The sequence below is a fragment of the Kocuria palustris genome (genome assembly GCF_016907795.1).
GTDB lineage: Bacteria > Actinomycetota > Actinomycetes > Actinomycetales > Micrococcaceae > Kocuria > Kocuria palustris.
Genome location: NZ_JAFBCR010000001.1, coordinates 1793845 through 1814953, shown reverse-complemented (window position 1 = coordinate 1814953; position 21109 = coordinate 1793845). Strand labels below are relative to the sequence as shown.

Sequence of the window (21109 nt, the reverse complement as noted above, 5' to 3'; positions counted from 1 at the left end):
CATGGCACAGGCCCCCGCCCCGGACGCGTTCGCTGCGTCTCGGTGCGGGGGCCTGCGTCGTGCTCGCGGCCCGTCCCGCCGTCGCCCCTCCCGCCCGCTTCCGCGGACAGGGACGACGGCTGCGGCGGATCAGGCGGCCGGGCGCCCCACGACCTCCAGGACCTCCTCGAGCGTCGCGCGGGCGCCGCGCGAGCGGAAGCCGCGCAGGGCGCGCAGGTACGGCTCCGTGAAGGCCTCCTGCTGGGCGAGGTCCCCGAAGAGCTCCTCGTTGCGCAGGAAGGACAGCTCGTCCTCGTCGTGGTGGGAGGCGGCCTCGATCACGGCGTCGCGGCGGGGATCGACGATCTCGAACGGACGGCCGTTCTCGTCGGCGCCCTCGGCGTAGCGCGCCCAGGAGGCCACGATCGTGGCGGAGAGCTCGACCGGGCGACCGGCCTCGAGGTTCTCGCGGATCACCGGCACGAGCCACTTGGGGATGCGGTCCGAGGCCTCGGCGCACAGGCGGGCCAGGGTGTCGCGGATCTCCGGGTTCGCGAAGCGCTCGATGAGCGTCCTGCGGTAGTCGTCCAGGTCCACGCCCGGGACATCGCGCAGCGTGGGAGTGGCCTCGAGCTCCATGTAGGCCAGCAGGTAGGCCACGTACAGCGGGTCGGAACAGACCTCGTGCGCGTACTCGAGCCCGGCCAGGCGACCCGGGTAGCACAGCGCCTGGTGGGAGGCGTTGAGCAGGCGCAGCTTCATGAGCTCGTAGGGCTCGACGTCCGCGACGAGCTGCACGCCGGCCTTCTCGAAGGCGGGGCGGCCCGGGGCGCCGTCGGGACCCGGGACGAAGTGGTCCTCGAGCACCCACTGGAAGAACGGCTCGCACACGACCGGCCAGGCGTCCACCCGCCCGGTGTCCGCCAGGACGTTCTCGCGGTCGGCGTCGGTGGTGACCGGGGTGATGCGATCGACCATGGAGTTCGGGAACGGGACGTTCTCGCGGATCCAGGCGGCCAGCTCGGGATCGACCAGCTCGGCGAAGGCCACGAACTGCAGGGCGGCGGTGTCGCCGTTGCCCTGGATGTTGTCGCAGGACATGACGGTGAAGGGGGCGGTTCCCCGCTCGCGGCGCACCCGCAGAGCCTCCACGACCAGGCCGAAGACCGAACGCAGCTCGCCCTCGCCGGAGCCGCGCAGGACCTCGAGGTCATGGGCGACGGCCGGCGTGGTCTCGTCGAACAGGCCCGTGGCCTGGTTGAAGTTGTAGCCGCCCTCGGTGATGGTCAGCGACACGATGCGGGTGGCGGGATCCGCCATGAGCTCGACCGCGCCGGCCGGGTCCTCCGGAGCCACGGCCATGGTGCGGATGGAGCCGATCACGCGGTTGTCGCGGTGGCCGTCGGGGTGCTTGACCGCCAGGGTGTAGAGCCCGTCCTGGTCGTTGAGGGCGTCGCGCATGCGGGAGTCGCCGGCCAGGGCGCCGAGGCCCGTGATCGCCCAGCTGTCGTGGCCGCCCTGGGCCAGCAGGTCGTCCATGACGACGGCCTGGTGAGCGCGGTGGAAGCCGCCCACGCCGATGTGGACGATGCCGGTGCTCAGGCCGGAGCGGTCGTAGGCGGGCAGCTCCGCCTGCGTGCCGGGCAGCGAAGCGTCGGCAAGGCGCTGCGCGGGCTCGGACGAGGGAGCGGGTGAGACGGTGTCGGTGGGCATGCGGGCCTCCTGTGGGCAGTGCGGATCCGCGATGACCCGCCCGGCGAAAATATCATCTGAGACGAGACCCAGGCCACATCTGAGACAGAGTTGCCTGCAGCCGCTCAGCTCAGCAGCTGCGGGGCCCAGGCCAGCGCGATCCCCGCTGCGCTGAGCAGGATCACCGCCAGGAAGGCCAGCAGCCACAGCATGGCCGGGACGCCGGTGGCCCGGGCCAGTGCCACGGCATCCGAGGGCAGCCCCAGCGGGTGCTCGTGCTGCACCCGTCGGCTCAGGGCGCCCTGGACGTGGCGCCGGGCCAGCAGCCACCACACCCGCAGCGCGCCGACCCACAGCGCGGTGCCGACCGCGAGCATCAGCCAGCGCCCGATCGCGAGGTCCGCCCACACCAGCGCCAGCAGCAGCGCCGCCGATCCGGTCGTGACCACCCAGGACAGCGCACCGCGCATCACCACCAGGGAGCCCAACAGCACCAGCGCGCTCACGACGGCGGCCACCGGCCAGTGCCCCAGCCCCACCGCGGCGGCCCACACGGCCCCGACGACGGCGGGGAAGGGATAGCCCCAGAAGGTCGACCATGCCGCGCTGGGCCCGGTGCCGAAGGAGTGCGTGACGCCCGAGTGATCGGCCTCGATGCGGATCGTCATGACCCTCCGGCCCACGACCAGCCCCGCCAGCGCGTGGCCGAGCTCATGCACGACCGTGACGACCAGCCCGAACCACCGCCAGGTCCGTCGCGGAAGGCACAGCCCTGCGGCGAGGAGCCCGCACAGCACGAGCACCCAGGCATCTGCCGGGGGCACGGGACGGGCCGCGAGCAGCTCGATCATCGGCTCAGGGTCATGGGCACGTGCGGGATGCCCACCTCCAGGACCTCATTTCCGCTGCGGACGAATCCGAGCCGCTCGTACCACTGCTCCAGGTGCGACTGGCCCAGCAGCACGACGGGGCGATTCAGCGGCGCCAGGTCCTGGAGCACCAGGCGCATCAGCCGCCCGGCCAGGCCCTTCCCGCGGTGCTCGTGAGCGGTGGCCACCCGGCCGATCGCGATGGCCTCCTCGTGGGCCAGGACGCGCAGGACTGCGGCGGGGCGGCCGTCGATCTCCAGCCAGTGGTGGACGGTGGTCTGCAGGGCATCGAGCTCGTCGATCTCCGTGACCTCGGTGGTCTTCTGCTCCACCACGAAGACGCGCTCGCGCAGCAGCGTGATCGCGTGCATCTGCAGTCCGGTCATCTCCGCCAGCGGCAGCGCCACGTGCCGCTCGGCGCTCGGCTGGTCGGCGCTCGGCTGCTCCACGGCGGCCGGCTCCGGATCCTGCCGCTCCAGGGCGGGCTGCCCGGCGGGCTCGGTGCGCCGCCAGCCGCCGGAGTCGGCCTCGATGCGCGCGGGCAGCTCCGGCGTGCAGCCGTGGCGGCGCAGCAGCTCGCGCAGCCGCGCCGGTTCGGCCTCGAGCACCACCGATTCCCCGCGGCGGGCGTCGACCAGCTCGTCCACCAGGGCGTCCTCGGCGGCAGCCCGGCGCAGCGGGTCTTCGCCCTGCGGAAGGCAGACGATCTCCGCCCCCGGCCCGACGGGCCCCAGGACCCTCCCCTCCAGCACGGCGCGCGGATCCTCTCCGAGCAGGAGCACAGCGGGGCACTGCAGATCGGTCATCGGTCTCGTCTTCCTGGGGTCGAGTGCTGAGCGTCCGCGGCCCGGATGCTCATCTGCATTTCATCTGTTCGGAGTTCACTTCACTGTCATGTTGAGACGTGTGCTGCTCCTGGTCCTGATCATGGCCGTTCCCGTGCTGACCGCGCTGGGAACGCAGCAGCTGGCGCGGACCACGATGCCGCCCACTCTGCCCTCCGATCCTGTGAGCACCCGGGTCACGGCGCCGTCGTCGCCCGATCCCGAAGCCTCCGCACCCGCCCCGACGACCGAGCCGGAGGCGACAGAGGACCCGGCACCCGCCGACGACCGGGAGCAGCAGCAGGCGCCGACATCCGGGCCGGCCGCCCCCGTCGATGAAGAAGAGCACGACGACGAGGACGATCCAGACCTCGAGCCGGAGGACGACGACGGGCCGGACGAGGTCGATCTGGACACCGATTCGGACGGCGAGCAGGACGATGCCCCCGAGGCCGGGACGGTGACGCGATGAGCGCGGACGCTCAGGAGCGCGGATCCCGGGTCTCGGCGCGCTGGCGCATCGTGGGCTGGATCGTGCTGACCACCGCCATCGCCCTGCTGGCCGTCGTGGTGACCATGCGCTCGCTGCTGCAGGGGCAGGTGGATCAGGCCGCCGATGCCGGGATCGTGCAGGAGGTCGAGGAGTTCCGCACGTTCGTCGACGAGGGCGTGGATCCTCGCACCGCGCAGCCCTTCGCCTCGGAGGCCGAGCTCATGGAGCGCTACCTCTCCCGGCAGACCCCGGCCACGCACGAGGCCTTCATCGCGGTGGCCGACGGCGACATCTCCTACCTGGACAATGCCGCCGACGACGCCGGCGAGCTGCTGGCCGCGGATACCGCCGAGCTCGACAGTCTCCTCGCGGACCCGTCGGCCTCGGGAGTTCGGGACACCGAGCACGGCAGCGTGCGGTGGGGGCGGGTGGACACCGAGGACGGATCGGCCTTCCTGGTCCTGCAGTTCACGGACCCGGCCCACGACGACGTGGATCAGCAGGTCCTGCTGCTCGTGGGCGTGGCCGCCGGCGGGCTGGCGCTCACGGCCCTGATCGCGTGGTTCGCCGCCGGACAGATCCTTCTGCCGGTGCGCCGGATCGCAGCTGTGGCCCAGCGGGTCTCGGGCCACGACCTCTCCCCGCGCGTGCCCGTCGAGGGCCGCGACGACATCTCCAGCACGGCCCAGGCGGTCAACGGCATGCTCGATCGGCTCGAGGACTCCTTCAATCGCCAGTCGCACGTGGCCGCCGAGGTCGAGCGCCATCTCGCCCGCCCCCTGGAGGCCTGTCGTCGGGACCTGGAGACCGGCTCGCAGGGCTCCGACGGGCTGTCGAGCGCCGAGCTGAGCCGCCTCCGGCGCCGCATGCAGGAGATGCAGCGCAGCCTGGCGGATCTGAGCCTGCTCGCCGATGCGCAGCGGCCCGGAGCTCTGCGCATGCGGCCCACGGCCGCGGCCCCGCTGGTGGTGCGCCTGCGCCATGACCTGGCCCAGCGCTTCCCCCGACGCAGCTGGGAGCTCGACGACGCGCCCGATCTCACCGTACCGATGGATGCCGCCGCCGTGTCGGCTGCCATGAGCCAGCTGGCGCGCAACGCCGTCGATCACACGGAGGACGGCGAGCGCATCCAGCTCAGCGCTGCCGTCGCCGAGCCGCAGTCGCAGTCGCAGTCGCAGGACGACGAGAACGCCGAGGTCTCGGCGGCGGCACAGGGGCGGGTCCTGCGCCTGTCGGTGACCAACGCGGGTCGGCCGCTGAGCGCCGAGCAGGCCCGGGCCATGATCGAGCAGTACCGCTCGGCCGCGCTGTCCGAGGCCTCCGGCGGCTCGAGCAGCACCGAGGAATCCGCCGACGAGGGCGGCATGGGCCTGGGGCTGGCCGTCGCACGCGCGGTGGCCGATGCCCACGGCGGCAGCCTGTGGGTGGCCTCCGAGCCCGACGGGCGCACCTCGGTCGGACTCGATCTTCCCCTCGTCCAGCCCGATCGGCAGGAGCTCGACGAGACGGACTCCGCCGCGCAGGACCGAGTGGCCGAGGCCATGCGGGTGGAGCGATGAGCGCGCAGACGGGCTCCGTGCGCTGGGCCTCGACCCCTCCGCAGAGCGGCCGCCCCGCGCCGGCGCGCTCGCGCCCCAGGCCGCGCCCGGCCGCGCTGATCCTGGCGGTCGTGATGCTCGTCGCGTGCACGGTGGTGATCCGGGCCTCGGTCCTGGGCGATGAGCTGCCGGCCCACGGCGCCCTGACCCTGTGCGTGTTCTGCGTGGCCGTGTGGCTGTGGATCTTCTCCCCGCTCGAGGACACCTACGTGGCGCTGGGCGCTGCGCTGATCCTGGTCTCCACCGGCGTGGTCGGGGACGAGGACCTCTTCTCCTCGCTCGGCGAGGACACGGTGTGGCTGCTGCTGACCGCTTTCGTGATCGCCGCCGGGGTGACAGCCTCGGGACTGGCCACCCGCGTGGCGGCATTCGTGGTGACCGGCGCTTCCGGGTTGCGCCCGCTGTTCCACCTCACCACGGCGGTGCTGGTCGTCACGGCCTTCGCGATCCCGTCGACCTCCGGACGGGCGGCCCTGGCCCTGCCCGTCTTCGCGGCCATGGCGGCGGTGCTGGCGCCGCACCGGCGGGTGGTGCTGGCGCTGTCCCTGCTGTTCCCGTCGGTCATCCTGCTCTCGGCGGTGGCCTCATACCTGGGCGCCGGCGCGCATCTGATCACCGCCCAGATTTTGGACGCGGCCGGGCATCGCAGCTTCGGAGTGGCCACGTGGCTGATCCTGGGCCTTCCGCTGGCCGTGGTGTCCTCGCACGTGTGCACCGAGCTGATCCTGCGGCTGTTCACCCGGCGGGAGGACCGGCGCGAGCCCGTCTCGATCAGCCTGAAGGACATGCAGGCGCATTCGGCCTCGCCCATCTCCGGACCTCTGACCACCGCGCAGACCCGCTCGGCCATGCTCGTGGCCGTCGTGGTGGTGCTGTGGTGCTCGGAGCCGCTGCACGGGCTGCACCCGGCGATCGTCGGCCTGCTGGGCGCGCTGCTGGCCGCGAGCCCCCGATGGGGGTCGGTGGACCTGGGCAAGGCGCTGAAGTCCGTGCCGTGGTCGCTGCTCGTGTTCATGGCCGCCACGCTGACGCTGGGCACCGGGCTGGTCGACTCGGGAGCCGCCGACTGGCTGGCCGCCGGAGCTCTCGGCCCCGTCCAGCGGATCGGCCCCGGAGCCCCCATCGCGTTCGTGGTCCTGGTCGTGGTCCTCTCGACCGCCGCGCACCTGGTCATCCAGTCCCGCTCGGCGCGCTCGGCCGTGCTGATCCCCATCGTGGTCGCCCTGGCCCCGGGCCTGGGGGTGGATGCCTCCGCCGCGGCGTTCGCCTCGACGGCGGCGGCCGGGTTCTGCCACACGCTGACCAGCTCCGCCAAGCCCGTGACCCTGTTCTCCGACGTGGAGGACGTCGAGACCTTCCGCCCCGAGCACCTCCTGCGGCTCTCCGCCTGGCTGGCCCCGATCTCGGCCGTGCTGGTGCTCGTCTTCGCCTTCCTGGTCTGGCCCCTCATGGGCCTGCCGCTGTTCCGCTGACCCGCCCCTTCAACACCGAGGAGTCCGATATGACCGCCACACCCTCCACCGCCTTCGTCCGCCGAGTCCTGGTGGCGCCCTCCGGCTTCAAGGAGTCGCTGGACGCCGAGCAGGTCGCCCGCGCGATCAGCGCAGGAGTCCGCCGCGCCGTGCCCGGCGTGCGCGTGCGCACCGTGCCCGTGGCCGACGGCGGCGAAGGCACGGCCCGCACACTGGCCTCAGCCACCGGCGGCGAGCTGATCCCCGCACGCGTGACCGGCCCCGTGGGCGATCCGGTCGAGGCGCACTGGGCCCGCCTGGGCGGCGACGCGCGCGGGACCGCCGTCGTGGAGATGGCCTCGGCCGCGGGACTGCGCCTGGTCCCGCACGATCGCCGGGATCCCACGCTCACCACCACCCACGGGGTCGGCGAGCTGATCCGCGCTGCCCTAGAGGACGGGGCGCAGACCATCGTCGTGGGCTGCGGCGACTCCGGGACCTCCGACGGAGGGCTGGGCGCGCTCACCGCGCTCGGAGCCCGGGTGCTGGACGCCGACGGGGAGCCGGTCGGCACCGGGGGCGCGGCGCTCACGGAGGCCCGGAGCCTGGACCTCTCCGGTCTGCACCCGTCGCTGAGCGCCGGCCGCGTGCGCGTGGTCCTGGCCCTGAACCCGCACAACGTGCTGACCGGCGACCATGGCGTCGCCCGGGTCTTCGGCCCGCAGAAGGGCGCCACGGCGCAGCAGGTCGAGCAGATGTCGCGCGGGTTCGAGAACTGGGCGGAGATCCTGGGCCGCGACGGCCTCGAGCGGACCTGGGACCGCGACTTCGCCCTGGGCCCCGGCACCGGGGCCTCGGGAGGCCTCGGCGCCGGCATGGCGGCCATCGGCGCCGAGCTGGTGCCGCGCTTCGAGGCGCTGCTGGACTCGGGGCTGGCCGGGATCGACCTGGACAGCTCGATCCGCGGCGCCGACCTGGTCATCACGGCCGAGGGTGCGATCGACTTCCAGACCCCGCGCGGCAAGGTCCCCGCCGAGGTCGCCCGTCGAGCCTCCGAGCAGGGCGTGCCGGTCATCGGCCTGGCAGGGACCTTGGGCCAGGGGTCGGACGCCGTGCACGGGATCGGCATCGACGCCGTCGCCTCCATCCTGCCCGTGCCGATGTCCCTGGCGGAGGCGGTGCGCGACGGCGAAGAGCTGCTGATCGCGGCCACCGAGCGGTTCATGCGCACCCTCATGCTCGGCGCCTCGATCGCCGAGGACCGGCTGGTCGGAGACGACTGGTGAGCTGCGCGGGACCGTCGTCGGATCCGCCCGCGGCGGTCGTGCCGCTCGCGGTCCCCGGCGGCAACCGGCCCCCGCTCCATTGAAGACTGTCGGTGGCGAGCGCCACAATGGGACCATGAGCGAATCGACGATCCAGGATCTGCACGCCGAGGACGGCATCGCCCTCCAGGCCGCGATCGATGCCCCCATCGAGACGGTGTGGAGCTTCCTGCGCGACCCCGCCAACCACGCCCGCATCGACGGCTCGCAGATGGTGCGCGCCGCCGTCGGCCAGGAGCCGCTCGAGCACGTGGGGCAGGTCTTCGTGATGGAGATGCTCTGGACGGACGGCACCACGCAGTACCGCACGGAGAACCACGTCACCCGCTACGACCTCGAGCATCGCCTGGAGTGGCTCGTGGCCGACGAGGGCCAGGAGCCGCAGGGCTGGGCATGGGGCTGGATCCTGCGCTCGACCCCCGAGGACACAACCGAGGTGGTCAACTACTGCGACTGGTCCCAGACCTCGGCGCAGACCCGCCAGGCCAAGGGGTTCCCGGTCGTCGAGAAGGAGAAGATCGAGGCCACGCTGCATCGGCTCGCAGACGAGCTGAGCTGAGTCCAGCCGGCCCGGCACGCCCCGGGGGGCGCGGACCGGCGTCCCCGAACGCGCCGTCGACGACGAGGTCGACGGCGTCCTGACCTCAAGGAGCGCACATGATCATCGGAGTCCCCACGGAGACCAAGCCGCAGGAGGGCCGTGTGGCCCTCACCCCGGCCGGCGTCCATCAGCTGGTGGGCCACGGCCACGAGGTCCGCGTCCAGGAGGGCGCCGGGATCGGCTCCAGCATCCCGGACCAGGAGTACACCGACGCCGGCGCCGTCCTCGTGCCCGTCGAGGAGACCTGGGCGGCGGAGCTCGTGCTGAAGGTCAAGGAGCCGATCCCCTCCGAGTACGGCTTCCTGCGCGATGACCTCACGCTGTTCACGTACCTGCATCTGGCCGCCAGCCGCGAGCTGACCCAGGCGCTGCTGGACTCCGGCACCACGTCGCTGGCCTACGAGTCCGTGCAGAGCGACCGCGGCGCGCTGCCGCTGCTCGCGCCCATGTCCGAGGTCGCCGGCCGCATGGCCGCCACCGTCGGCGCGAACGCGCTGCTGGCCTCCCACGGCGGGCGCGGCCTGCTGCTGGCCGGGGTCCCCGGTGTGCGCCCGGCGCAGGCCACCGTCATCGGGGCGGGCCAAGCCGGTCGCAATGCGGTGCACCAGCTGGTCGGCATGGGCGCCGACGTCACCGTGCTGGACACCTCGATCGAGGCTCTGCGCGCCATGGACGACCTCTACGGCAACCGCGTGCGCACGGTCGTCTCGACCCCCTACGAGGTCGAGAACTGCGTGCTCGAGGCCGATCTGGTGGTCGGCGCGGTGCTGATCCCGGGCCGCAAGGCCCCGAACGTCGTCACCCACGAGATGGTCCTGAAGATGAAGAAGGGCGCCGTGCTCGTGGACATCGCCGTGGACCAGGGCGGCTGCTTCGAGGACACGCACGCCACCACCCACGACGACCCCACCTTCCAGGTCGGACCCGCGATCTTCTACTGCGTCGCCAACATGCCCGGCGCCGTGCCGGCCACCTCCACCGCAGCGCTGACCAACGCGACCCTGCCCTACGTCCTGCGAGTGGCGGGCAGCGGGTGGAAGAAGGCCTGCTCCGATTCCCGCGAGCTCGAGCGCAGCCTGTCCACCTCGCACGGCAAGCTGCGCAACGCGGACGTCATCGCCGAGTTCCCGGACCTGCCGGCCGCCTGACCCTCGGCCCCCGGCAGCGCCCGCACCGGGCCGCCCGCACGACGACGCCCCCGCACGAGCTTCCGCTCGAGGCGGGGGCGTCGGTCGTCGGCCTGCGGTTCGCGGCCGGAGGGGCCCTCAGGCGTCGACGCGGGCCCGGAGCATGCGCAGCAGCTCGCGGTGGAACGTGTCATCGCCGGTGAGCTCGGGGTGGAAGGACAGCCCCAGCGCCGTGTCCGTGCCGACCGCAACGATCGGGCCGTCGCCGTCGGGAGCGGTGCCGCGGCGGGCGAGGACCTGGATGCCCTCGCCGACCTCGAGCACCTCCGGTGCCCGGATGAAGGCCCCCGCCACCGGGCCGAGCGAGGTCTGCAGGGTCTCGGCGGTCGAGTCGACCTGGCGCCCGAACGCATTGCGGCGCACCCGGATCCCCAGCGAGGCCAGGCTGGTCTGCCCCGGCGCCGGATCCACGATCTCGTCGGCCAGCAGGATCAGCCCGGCGCAGGTGCCCAGGACGGGGAGCCCGTCCTGGAGCAGCTGCGCCAGGCGGTCCCTCATGCCGAAGCGGCGCAGCAGACGGTCCATGGTCGAGGACTCCCCGCCGGGCAGCACGATCCCGTCGAGAGGCTGCTCCAGGGCCGCCGAGGAGCGGATGGGCACCGCCTGGGCGCCCAGGCCCTCGAGCATGCGCACGTGCTCGGCGACCCCGCCCTGCAGGGCCAGGACGCCGATGCGCGCGGTGCGGGCGTCGTCGCCGCCGCTGCGGCCCCGGGCAGTGCCGGCCCGGGCACTGTCGCCGCGGGCGTCGTCCCCGGGGCCTCCCCGGCGGCTCGGCGCCGAGGCCGCGGGAGCCTCCGGGCTCACCAGCCGCGCTCGGCCAAGCGGTGCGGAGCGGGCAGGTCGCCGACGTTGAGCCCCACCATGGCCTCGCCCAGGCCACGGGAGGCCACGGCGATCGCGGCGGGGTCGTCGTACTGGGCCGTGGCCTTGACGATCGCCGCCGCGCGCTCGGCCGGGTTGCCGGACTTGAAGATGCCGGAGCCCACGAACACGCCGTCGGCGCCGAGCTGCATCATCATCGCGGCATCGGCAGGGGTGGCCACGCCGCCGGCGGTGAACAGCACGACCGGCAGCTTCCCGGTCTCGGCGACCTCGCGGACGATGTCGTAGGGGGCCTGCAGCTCCTTGGCGGCCACGAACAGCTCGTCGGGGTTGGAGCGGAAGGTCGCCTGGAGGTCCGCGATCTGCTTGCGGATGGTGCGGATGTGCTTGGTGGCCTCGGAGACGTCGCCGGTGCCTGCCTCGCCCTTGGAGCGGATCATGGCCGCGCCCTCGGCCAGGCGGCGCAGCGCCTCGCCCAGGTTGGTCGCACCGCACACGAACGGGACGGTGAAGCCGTGCTTGTCGATGTGGTGGGCGTAGTCGGCGGGGCTGAGGACCTCGGACTCGTCGATGTAGTCCACGCCGAGCGACTGCAGGACCTGGGCCTCCACGAAGTGGCCGATGCGGGCCTTGGCCATGACCGGGATCGAGACGGTCTCGATGATGCCGTCGATCAGATCCGGGTCGGACATGCGGGCCACGCCGCCCTGGGCGCGGATGTCGGCCGGCACGCGCTCGAGCGCCATGACGGCCACGGCGCCGGCGTCCTCGGCGATGCGGGCCTGCTCCGGGGTGACGACGTCCATGATGACGCCGCCCTTGAGCATCTCGGCCAGGCCTCGCTTGACGAGGGGCGATCCGGTGGCGGCAGTGGTGTTCTCAGTCATGCCGAGCATCGTTGCGCGAGGCACTGGTCCGCCACAAGATCCACTTCTCGCTGCTTCCAATGGACCAGTACGGCAGACTCTGCTCATGACTGCACGTTCCTCCGTCGAGCTGACCGTGGTGCTGGAGCGCTCCGGGGCCCTCCCGCTGCCCGTCCAGCTGGCCGACGGCATCCGCTCGCAGGTCGCCTCTCGAGCCCTCGCTCCCGGCGACGCGCTGCCGTCCACGCGCCTGCTGGCATCCCGGCTCGGGGTCTCGCGCGGCACGGTCGTGGCCGCCTACGACCAGCTGATCGGCGAGGGATACCTGCGCGCCGAGCAGGGCCGGCCCACCACGGTGCATCCCGGGCTCGAGCGGATCCACCCGTCGACGCCGGCCTCCCGGCCCGGGTCGGCTCCCTCGCCATCACCGGGGTCGCCGTCGTCGTTCAGCCCCGCCCCCAGGACTTCTGGGTTCGGCGAGGGGCCGATTCCCCACCCCGCGCCCGTCGCGGACGATGCGGTGGACGGACTGCCGGTCCGCGAGGAGCACCTCCTGGACCTGCGCCCCGGTCAGCCGGACACCAGCCGCGTGGAGGGCCCGGCATGGCGGGCGGCCTGGCGCCATGCAGCCGGTCAGCGGCTGCCCGTCCGCCCCGATCCTGCGGGGCAGGGCGTCCTGCGCCGCGCCTCGGCCGAGCACCTGCGCCTGATGCGCGCCCTGCCTGCGAGCCCCGACCGGCTCGTGATCACCGCCGGCGCCCGCGAGGGCCTGAGCCTGCTGCTGGGGACGCTGTCGGCCCGCTCCGGCCGCGCCCGTCTGCGGGTGGGGGTCGAGACGCCCGGCTACCCGACCCTGCGCGCGGCTGTGGAGGCGCTGGGGCACGAGCGCGTCGCCTGCCCGGTCGACGACGACGGGCTGCGGGTGGATCTCCTGCCCGCAGGAGACGACGCCCCCGACGTCCTGATCGTGACCCCCAGCCATCAGTACCCCCTGGGCGGATCCCTGAGCCTGCAGCGACGGCTGGAGCTGCTCGAGTGGGCGCAGCGCCATGACGTGCTGATCGTCGAGGACGACTTCGACTCCGAGCTGCGCTACGTGGGCGCCCCGCTGCCCACGCTGTCCGCGCTCGATCCCACCGGCGCATCCGTGACCCTGCTCGGCACGTTCTCCGCTCTGCTCAGCCCCGCCTTGGCCACCGGCTACCTCGTGCTGCCCGACCCGTGGCTCGATCCGGTGCTGGAGCGGCGCCGCCAGCTCGGCGTGCCGGTCTCCGCGCTGACGCAGACCGCGATCGCGCACCTTCTCGACTCCGGCTACCTGCGCCGGCACACGCGGCGGATGCGCTCGGTCTACGCCCGGCGCCGCGACCGGATCCGGGCGGCCTTCGCCGAGACGCGCCGAGCCCGACTGGCGCCCATGCACGGCGGTGTGGACGTCGTGATCACGACCGACGACGAGGAGGCCGCCGTCGTGGGCCGCTGCCGCGATGCCGGGCTGCTGGTGGGACGCCGCTCCGCCTACTGGAGCGCCGCTTCGCCTCTGCCGAGCGAGGCCACCAGCGACGTCGACTGCGCGGACCGCAGCGACTGCGGCATCCATGGCGGCAGCGACGGTGAAGTCGCCGGCGAGATCAGGGGCGGTGCAGGTGGCAGGGGCGGCGGCGGCATCGTGGTGGGCTTCGCCCGCACCGACGACGAGGTCCTCTCCCGGGTCCTTCCGCAGCTCGTCGCCGCCTGCGAAGGCCGCCCCTCCCCCCACCCGCCGAGTGGATGCTGAATTGCGCTGAGAGGGCTGATAGCGCAACTGGGTATCCACTCGGCGGGAGGGGGTCAGCACTCGACGACGTTGACGCCCACGTTGACCGCCAGGCCTCCGCGCGCGGTCTCCTTGTACTTCTCGGACATGTCCGCACCGGTCGAGCGCATGGTCTCGACCACCTGGTCCAGGCTCACGAAGCCCGGCTCGGACTCCTCGAACAGCGCCATGCGGGCCGCGTTGACGGCGGTGGCGGCTGCGATCGCATTGCGCTCGATGCACGGCACCTGCACCAGGCCGGCGATGGGATCGCAGGTCAGACCCAGGTGGTGCTCCATGGCGATCTCGGCGGCCTTCTCGACCTGCACCGGCGTGCCGCCCATGACCTGGGCGAGGCCGGCCGCAGCCATGGACGACGCCGAGCCGACCTCGCCCTGGCAGCCGACCTCGGCGCCGGAGATCGAGGCCTGCTCCTTGATCAGCGACCCCACGGCCGCCGCGGCCAGCAGGTAGTCCACGATGATGTCCTCGCGCGAGCGCTTCTCCGGCCCGCGGGCGGCCGGGGTGTAGTGCGTGGCGTAGAACATCACGGCCGGCACGATGCCCGCCGCGCCGTTGGTGGGTGCGGTGACAATGCGCCCGCCCGAGGCGTTCTCCTCGTTGACGGTCAGCGCCACCAGGTTGACCCACTCGACCCAGTGCTGCGGGTCGAAATCGGTGTCGATCGCCTTGAGCCGGGCGTGCCACTCGGGCGCGCGGCGGCGCACCTTGAGCCCGCCGGGCAGCGGCCCCTCGCGCTCCAGGTTGGAGTTCTTGGAGTCCTCCATGACCTGGGCGATCTTGAGCACGCCCGAGCGGACCTCCTCCTCGGGACGGCGCGCCGCCTCGTTGGCCATCGCCAGCTCCGCCACCGAGATGCCATGGGACAGGCAGTGCCCCAGCAAGCCCTCCGCGTTGGAGTACGGGTACGGGATGGCGACGTCGCCCTCGTCCGGGATGGGGTCCTCTCCCTCCACCGGATCGACGAGCACGAACCCGCCGCCCACCGAGTAGGCCGTCCGCTCCGCCAGGACGTTGCCGTCGGCGTCGTAGGCGGCCATGGTCATGCCGTTGGGGTGGTACGGCAGCAGCGTGAGCGGGTGCTGGACGATGTCCTCGACATGGAAGTCGAGCTCCACCGGCTCGTCGACGCCGTCCAGGGCATCGCCCACGCGCAGCGGGTGCCCGGCGGCCAGGGCCTCCTTGCGGGAGTCCATGGTGGCGGGCAGGACCTTGTCGGGCTGGTGGCCCTCCAGACCGATGAGCACGGCGTCGAACGTGCCGTGCCCGCGGCCGGTGGATGACAGCGAGCCGTAGAGGTCGACCGCGATGCGGTCCAGACGCGGCAGCAGCCCCTCGCCCACCAGATCGGCGACGAAATCGGCCGCCGCGCGCATGGGGCCCACGGTGTGGGACGACGACGGGCCCACGCCGATGCTGAAGAGATCGAAGATGCTGACGGTCATGTGGTGATCAGTCCTCCTGAGCTGCGGCGTAGCCCTCCGGGCTGAGCAGCTCGCCCTCGGACTCCACCTCCACGGTGAAGAGCCAGGCAACGCCATAGGGATCCTCGTTGAGAGCGCCCGGGTTGTCCACGACGGCGTCGTTGATCTCGACGACCGTGCCGGTCACCGGCGAGTACAGCTCGGAGACCGACTTGGTCGACTCGACCTCGCCGCAGACCTCGCCTGCGGTGACGGAGGCACCGGCCTCGGGGAGGTCGACGTAGACGACCTCGCCCAGCGCGTCGACGGCGATCTGCGAGAGGCCGACCTTTGCCGGCGAGGAGGAGTCGATCCACTCGTGCTCAGCGGAGTAGCGGTAGTCCTTGTTGACCTTGTCCAGAGCGCTCATTGCCTGGTCCTTCCATGGTGGGGTCCTGCTGCGGGGTGGTGTCCAGCGCCGGGGCGGGCTGGCGTCATGCGGCGAGACAGCTCCGTGTCAGCTCTCACGCTTGTAGAAGGGGAGCTTGACGACGCGGAACGGCGTGGACTTGCCGCGCAGGTCCACATCGAGCTCGGTGCCGGGCTCGGTGAGCTCGGGGGACACGAAGGCCAGGGCGATCGCGTGGCCCAGGGTGGGGCTCGGGGCGCCAGAGGAGATCTCGCCGACCTTCTCGCCGTCCTTGAGCACCGCGTAGCCCGGGCGGGCGGCGCGCTTTCCGTCGTTGACCAGGCCGACCAGCTTGGAGGAGGGGCCCTCCTCCTTGATCTTCGCCAGGGCCTCGCGGCCCACGAAGGAGTCCTTGGTCTTCAGCGCGACGATCGGCAGGGTCGCCTGGTACGGGTTGATGTCCTCGGAGAGCTCGTGGCCGTGCAGCGGCATGCCGGCCTCCAGGCGCAGCGAGTCGCGTGCGGCCAGCCCGCAGGGCACCAGGCCATGGGGCTCCCCGGCCTTCTCGAGGACGCTCCACAGGCGCTCGGCCGCCGTCGGGTCCGACTCGATGTCGATGTAGATCTCGAAGCCGTCCTCGCCGGTGTACCCGGTGCGGGCCAGCTGCACGGGCAGCGGGCCCTCGGGGGTCGTGAAGACGACGTCCGTGATGGCGTAGTACTTCACGTCCTTCACGGCCTGCGCGGACTGGGCCTCCACGGCCTCGAGCAGCACGGCCTCGGAGGCCGGGCCCTGCACGGCGATCAGCGCGGTCGCCTCGGTGCGGTCCGTGATGGTGACGTCGAAGACGGTGCCGTCGGCGGCCGTGGTGCGCTCCTGGAACGCGGCCAGCGCGGCCGGGGTGTTCGACGCGTTGGGCACCACCAGGAAGGTCGTCTCGCCCAGGCGGTAGGTGATCAGGTCGTCGATCACTCCGCCGGCCTCGTTGCACAGCAGCGAGTACTTGGCCTTGCCGATCTCGATCGCGGACAGCCTGCCCACCAGTGCGTAGTCCAGGAACGCGGCGGCATCGGGGCCCTCGATGAGCAGCTCGCCCATGTGGGAGAGGTCGAACTGACCGGCGGCCTCGCGCACGGCCCTGTGCTCCGCCATGTCCGAGCCGTAGCGCAGGGGCATCCACCAGCCGCCGAAGTCGGTGAAGGAGGCGCCCAGCCGCTCGTGGACGGGGGTCAGAGCCGTGGGACGGGATGCTGCTTCGGTGCTCATCGTGCGCTCCCCTGGCTGGGCTGGATGGTGGTCTTGGTCTCGCTGTCGGCCTGGGGCTCGGCGGAGGTGTCCGGCTCGGTCTCGTCGACCATCTCGAAGGCCTCAGGCGGCGGGCAGCTGCACACGAGGTTGCGGTCGCCGTACGCGCCGTCGATGCGCCCGATCGGAGGGAAGTACTTGTCCACCCGCAGGCTCGGCACCGGGAAGGCCGCGGTCTCGCGGGAGTACGCGCGGTCCCAGTCGTCCGAGACGAGTGCTGCGGCCGTGTGCGGGGCGTGGCGCACGACGGAGTCGGCCTCCTCGACCTCGCCGTCGAGGACCTGCTGGATCTCGCCGTGGATCGAGATCATGGCCTCGATGAAGCGGTCCATCTCGGCCTTGTCCTCGGACTCGGTCGGCTCGACCATGAACGTGCCGCTGACCGGGAAGGACTCGGTGGGAGCGTGGAAGCCGTAGTCGATCAGGCGCTTGGCCACGTCCGCGACCTTGATGCCCGACGCATCCGTGAGCTTGCGCAGATCCAGGATGCACTCGTGGGCGACCAGGCCGTTGTCGCCCGTGTAGAGCACCGGGAAGTGCTCGTTGAGGCTGCGGGCGATGTAGTTCGCGTTCAGCAGGGCCACGGCGGAGGCGCGGGTCAGGCCGTCGCCGCCCATCAGGGCCAGGTAGGCCCACGAGATCGGCAGCACGCCGGTGGAGCCCCAGCGGGTGCTGGTCACGGGCAGGCCGCGGCCGTTCGCGGCGGCATCGGTCGGCTGGTCGACGTCGTGGCCGGCGTCCGAGGCGCCGCCCACGGTCGGGCGACCGGGATCGCCCTCGAGCGGATCTCCGGGCAGGAAGGGCACCAGGTGCTCGGCCACGGCCACCGGGCCGACGCCCGGGCCGCCGCCGCCGTGCGGGATGCAGAAGGTCTTGTGCAGGTTCAGGTGCGAGACGTCGCCGCCGAACTGGCCCGGCTGGGCGAGTCCGACCATGGCGTTGAAGTTCGCGCCGTCCAGGTAGACCTGGCCGCCGGCGTCGTGGATCTTGCCGCAGACCTCGCGGACGTCCTCCTCGAACACGCCGTGCGTGGAGGGGTAGGTGATCATGATGCCGGCGATCACGCCCTCGTTGTCGGCGATGGCCTTGTCCAGGTCCCCGTGATCGACGGTGCCGTCGGGCGCGGTCTTCACGACGCGCACGCGCAGCCCGGCCAGCACCGCGGAGGCGGCGTTCGTGCCGTGGGCCGAGGCGGGGATCAGCACGAGGTCGCGAGCCTCGTCGCCGCGGGAGATGTGCCAGCGGCGGATCGCCAGCAGGCCGGCGAGCTCGCCCTGGGAGCCGGCGTTCGGCTGGATCGAGACCTTGGCGTAGCCGGTCAGCTCGGCCAGGCGGGACTCGAGATCCTCGACCAGGTGCTGCCAGCCCTGCATGCGCCAGGCCGGGGAGTACGGGTGGACGTCCGCGAACTCGGGCCAGGTGATCGAGGCCATCTCGACGGCGGCGTTGAGCTTCATGGTGCACGAGCCCAGCGGGATCATGGTGCGATCCAGCGCCAGGTCGCGATCCGAGAGGCGGCGCAGCCAGCGCATCATGGAGGTCTCGGAGCGGTGGGTGTTGAAGACCTCGTGGGTCAGGAACTCGGAGGTGCGCGCCAGCTGCTCGGGCAGCACGGGGGCTGCGGTGGAGTCCACCTCGGCCGCCTCCGCCACGCCGAAGGCGCCGAGCACGTCCGCGACGTCCTGCGCGGAGGTGCGCTCATCCGCGGAGACGCCCACGTGGTCGTCGTCCACGCGGCGCAGGTCGATGTCGTTCTCGGCGGCGGCTGCGAGGATCTCGTCGGCGCGACCCGGGACGCGGGCCACGACGGTGTCGAAGACCTGATCGGAGACCAGCTCGATGCCGGCATTCTGCAGGGCGTCGACGATCGTGCGGGCACGGCTGTGGACGCGACGGGCGATCCGGCGCAGGCCGTCCGGGCCGTGGTAGACGGCGTAGCAGGCGGCAACCTCGGCCAGCAGCGCCTGGGCCGTGCAGATGTTGGAGGTGGCCTTCTCGCGACGGATGTGCTGCTCGCGGGTCTGCAGGGCCAGGCGGTAGCCGGGGCGGCCGGTGTCGTCGTGGGAGACGCCGACCAGGCGGCCGGGCAGGCTGCGCTGCAGGTCCGAGCGCACCGCCATGAAGGCGGCGTGCGGGCCGCCGGCGAACAGCGGGACGCCGAAGCGCTGCGAGGTGCCCACGGAGATGTCCGCGCCCATCTCGCCCGGGGACTTCACGAGGGTCAGGGCGAGCAGATCGGCCACGACGGTCGCCATGGCGCCGGCGCCCTTGGCCTGGGCGATGACGTCGGTCCAGTCGTGGACCTTGCCGGAGGAGCCCGACTGCTGGAGGATCACGCCGGCGATGCCGTTCTCGCGCTCGAGCTGCTCCTGCGGGAGGCCCTGCGAGAGGTCCAGGATCTCCAGGTCCATGCCCACGGCGCGGGCGCGGCCCGGGATGACGGCCAGGTGCTGCGGGAAGAGATCCGCATCCACCAGGATCGCGCCGTTCTTGGCCTTGCGGTTGGCGCGCTTCATCAGCAGCGCGGCCTCGACGACGGCGGAGGACTCGTCCAGCAGCGACGCGTTGGCGATGTCCAGGCCGGTGAGGTCCTGGACCATGGTCTGGTAGGTCAGCAGCAGCTCGAGGCGGCCCTGCGAGATCTCGGGCTGGTACGGGGTGTAGGCCGTGTACCAGGCCGGGGACTCGAGCAGGTTGCGCTGGATGACCGCGGGGGTGTCGGTGCGGTAGAAGCCCTGGCCGATCATCGGGCGGCCCGGCTCGTTCTGATCTGCGATGCTGCGCAGGGCGCTGAGGACCTCGGCCTCGCTGAGGGCGTCGGGAAGGTCCAGCTCGCGGTCCATGCGGATCGACGCCGGCACGGCCTGATCCACGAGCTCCGCCAGCGAGCCCACGCCCACGGCGCTGAGCAGCTGGTCGATCTCCTGGCCGCGCGGGCCCACGTGGCGGTCCACGAAGGCCAGTGCGTCGGAGCTGACGCCCGAGGCGCTCACGGCGCTGTCAGCAGGTGCGGAAGGGCTCATTGGGGAACTCCTTGGTCTGAGGGGGCATGCCCCGGCCGGTTCCTCCCCGCTCTGTCATGGGACCTGAGAGTTTCCGCGGGTGGGCCCGCTTGCTCCGTCGGTGCCGGTCACGACCTGGGGGTCGATCCCGGGCTTTCCAGAGGTGCCGAGCGATCCCGGTGCCGGTGCCTGAGAGTTTCCCGGGGAGGGTTGCTCCTACGGCGCCCGCACGGCGGTGTCCGCGGGGTCTCTCCCGGAACCGCTCATCGGCGTGGTCTGTCGTCTTCCGGTGTGAGGGTACCCCGCGTCACAGAGCGTCTCCAAGATGACGGAGTCTCCGTGGCCTCACCCAGATTTGTAGCCTGAAGACCCCCCAGTGCCCACAAGCGGCGCCGTTCAGATCCCCCGAACAAAGGCCTATCGCCCATATGACCCCCCACGCCGCAGGAAGGCCCCAGCGCCCTGCCGCCCTGTCCTCGACCGCCGCCGGACACGGCCCCTCACGCCGCGCAGTCCTGGCAGCCACGGCGGCGGCCCTCACCGTCAGCGCCGCCGGGGCAGCGGCGACGCAGGCTTCGGCCGCCGAGCGGCCAATCGTGCTGTGGGGCAGCTCGTCGGCCGCCTCCTATGCCAGCGCCATCACCGACGGCTTCCGGGTGGTCCATCTGGACACCGAGCTCGCCAGGCTGCTGGGAACGACCGTCACCTCGGAGGCCACGCCCGCCGCTCGGTCGCCCGAGATCCTGATGGCCCGCTCCGAGAAGGCCGCCGCGCGCCTGGACTTCCGCTACATGGGAGCAGCCGGAATGCTCCCCGCCTCCGGAACCCTGGTTCTGCCCACCCTGGATCGCCGCGTGCCCGAGTCCGGTCGCTCCTACCCCGGCACCATCGACGGAGTTCCGTTCGACCTGCGCTATGTCGCAGGGACCAACCGCAAGGTGGAGATCCACCGGGCGCTGCCAGGCTCCTCCGTGCACGTGGGGGTCTCCGCGCGCTCCCGCTGGGTCACCGATCTCGAGACGCGGCATCGCGGCAGCACCCACCTGCTGTGGATGGGCAAGAACAACATCGGCGACATCGATCGCGTCCTGGCCGACACCCGGGCCGCCTACGACGTCGAGCCGCAGTCGACTCTCGTCCTGGGCCATTGGAAGAACTTCCTGGACACACCCGGCACCGCAGCCTATTCCCAGGTGGACACCGTCAACCGGGCCTATGCCCGCGAGTACGGGGCTCAGTACCTGGACATCAATGCCGTGCTCACGGATCCGCAGCGCTGGCAGCATCCCGAGCTGCGCCGCTACAGCGTCGGCTCCACGGCAGCCGACCGTCAGCGCGCGTCATGGGGCATGGCCCCGCTCGAGCTCAAGGGCGACAGCTACCACCTCAACCGCTTCGGCTACCTGATCGTCGCGACCGCCATCGCCGAGAAGCTGCGCGCTCTCGGCTGGTACTGAGCCGACGACC

17 protein-coding genes and 2 riboswitches are annotated in these 21109 nt (G+C 72.3%); of the genes, 8 read left to right on the top strand and 9 right to left on the bottom strand.

What is annotated here, in order from left to right:
- Nucleotides 1-129: 129 nt before the first annotated feature.
- From JOE55_RS08110 to JOE55_RS13120, 3 genes are all read right to left on the bottom strand, one after another.
- Nucleotides 130-1692 (bottom strand): mannitol dehydrogenase family protein, encoded by a 1563-nt coding sequence (locus JOE55_RS08110; RefSeq protein WP_204782587.1) that lies wholly within the window; start codon nt 1690-1692, stop codon nt 130-132.
- Nucleotides 1693-1796: 104 nt separating this feature from the next.
- Nucleotides 1797-2522 (bottom strand): M50 family metallopeptidase, encoded by a 726-nt coding sequence (locus JOE55_RS08105; RefSeq protein WP_204782586.1) that lies wholly within the window; start codon nt 2520-2522, stop codon nt 1797-1799.
- On the bottom strand, nt 2519-3346 hold the full coding sequence (locus tag JOE55_RS13120; protein WP_239546537.1) for a GNAT family N-acetyltransferase: 828 nt from the start codon (nt 3344-3346) through the stop codon (nt 2519-2521). Before JOE55_RS13120 ends, JOE55_RS08105 begins: the two co-directional genes overlap by 4 nt.
- 88 nt (nt 3347-3434) lie before the next feature.
- Here JOE55_RS13120 and JOE55_RS08095 point away from each other — a divergent pair, with 88 nt between their 5' ends.
- From JOE55_RS08095 to ald, 6 genes are all read left to right on the top strand, one after another.
- Nucleotides 3435-3836, top strand: a complete 402-nt coding sequence (locus tag JOE55_RS08095) for a hypothetical protein (protein WP_155930941.1) — start codon at nt 3435-3437, stop codon at nt 3834-3836.
- On the top strand, nt 3833-5416 hold the full coding sequence (locus JOE55_RS08090) for an ATP-binding protein (protein ID WP_204782585.1): 1584 nt from the start codon (nt 3833-3835) through the stop codon (nt 5414-5416). Before JOE55_RS08095 ends, JOE55_RS08090 begins: the two co-directional genes overlap by 4 nt.
- Nucleotides 5413-6927 (top strand): SLC13 family permease, encoded by a 1515-nt coding sequence (locus JOE55_RS08085; protein ID WP_053446729.1) that lies wholly within the window; start codon nt 5413-5415, stop codon nt 6925-6927. Before JOE55_RS08090 ends, JOE55_RS08085 begins: the two co-directional genes overlap by 4 nt.
- 29 nt (nt 6928-6956) lie before the next feature.
- Nucleotides 6957-8192 carry a glycerate kinase gene (locus JOE55_RS08080; protein WP_204782584.1) on the top strand — a complete coding sequence of 412 codons (1236 nt, stop codon included), beginning with the start codon at nt 6957-6959 and terminating at the stop codon, nt 8190-8192.
- 115 nt (nt 8193-8307) lie between these two features.
- Nucleotides 8308-8790 carry an SRPBCC family protein gene (locus tag JOE55_RS08075; protein ID WP_204782583.1) on the top strand — a complete coding sequence of 161 codons (483 nt, stop codon included), beginning with the start codon at nt 8308-8310 and terminating at the stop codon, nt 8788-8790.
- 98 nt (nt 8791-8888) lie between these two features.
- Nucleotides 8889-9980, top strand: a complete 1092-nt coding sequence (gene ald / locus JOE55_RS08070) for an alanine dehydrogenase (RefSeq protein WP_204782582.1) — start codon at nt 8889-8891, stop codon at nt 9978-9980.
- Nucleotides 9981-10097: 117 nt separating this feature from the next.
- Here ald and pdxT read toward each other — a convergent pair whose 3' ends face one another.
- Together pdxT and pdxS are read right to left on the bottom strand one after the other, a co-directional pair.
- Nucleotides 10098-10823 carry a pyridoxal 5'-phosphate synthase glutaminase subunit PdxT gene (gene pdxT / locus JOE55_RS08065; protein WP_204782581.1) on the bottom strand — a complete coding sequence of 242 codons (726 nt, stop codon included), beginning with the start codon at nt 10821-10823 and terminating at the stop codon, nt 10098-10100.
- Nucleotides 10820-11728: a pyridoxal 5'-phosphate synthase lyase subunit PdxS gene (pdxS, locus tag JOE55_RS08060; protein ID WP_024289347.1), complete on the bottom strand. Its 909-nt coding sequence runs from the start codon at nt 11726-11728 to the stop codon at nt 10820-10822. The genes pdxT and pdxS overlap by 4 nt, the downstream gene beginning before the upstream one ends.
- An 85-nt stretch (nt 11729-11813) precedes the next feature.
- Here pdxS and pdxR point away from each other — a divergent pair, with 85 nt between their 5' ends.
- On the top strand, nt 11814-13484 hold the full coding sequence (gene pdxR, locus JOE55_RS08055; RefSeq protein ID WP_204782580.1) for a MocR-like pyridoxine biosynthesis transcription factor PdxR: 1671 nt from the start codon (nt 11814-11816) through the stop codon (nt 13482-13484).
- Nucleotides 13485-13537: 53 nt separating this feature from the next.
- Here pdxR and JOE55_RS08050 read toward each other — a convergent pair whose 3' ends face one another.
- From JOE55_RS08050 to gcvP, 4 genes are all read right to left on the bottom strand, one after another.
- Entirely contained in the window at nt 13538-14968 is a 1431-nt protein-coding gene (locus tag JOE55_RS08050) for an L-serine ammonia-lyase (RefSeq protein WP_204782579.1), read from the bottom strand.
- A gap of 7 nt (nt 14969-14975) precedes the next feature.
- Nucleotides 14976-15356, bottom strand: a complete 381-nt coding sequence (gene gcvH, locus JOE55_RS08045) for a glycine cleavage system protein GcvH (protein WP_029643462.1) — start codon at nt 15354-15356, stop codon at nt 14976-14978.
- Nucleotides 15357-15443: 87 nt separating this feature from the next.
- Nucleotides 15444-16601 carry a glycine cleavage system aminomethyltransferase GcvT gene (gene gcvT, locus JOE55_RS08040; protein ID WP_024289365.1) on the bottom strand — a complete coding sequence of 386 codons (1158 nt, stop codon included), beginning with the start codon at nt 16599-16601 and terminating at the stop codon, nt 15444-15446.
- Nucleotides 16598-19663, bottom strand: a complete 3066-nt coding sequence (gene gcvP, locus JOE55_RS08035) for an aminomethyl-transferring glycine dehydrogenase (protein WP_239546535.1) — start codon at nt 19661-19663, stop codon at nt 16598-16600. The genes gcvT and gcvP overlap by 4 nt, the downstream gene beginning before the upstream one ends.
- A 41-nt stretch (nt 19664-19704) precedes the next feature.
- A riboswitch (glycine riboswitch) is annotated at nt 19705-19809 on the bottom strand.
- Nucleotides 19810-19908: riboswitch (glycine riboswitch) on the bottom strand.
- 162 nt (nt 19909-20070) lie between these two features.
- Between gcvP and JOE55_RS08030 the strand changes: the two genes are divergently transcribed.
- Nucleotides 20071-21099, top strand: coding sequence for a hypothetical protein (locus JOE55_RS08030; RefSeq protein WP_204782578.1), 1029 nt, complete (start codon nt 20071-20073; stop codon nt 21097-21099).
- The last annotated feature ends 10 nt before the right edge of the window (nt 21100-21109 follow it).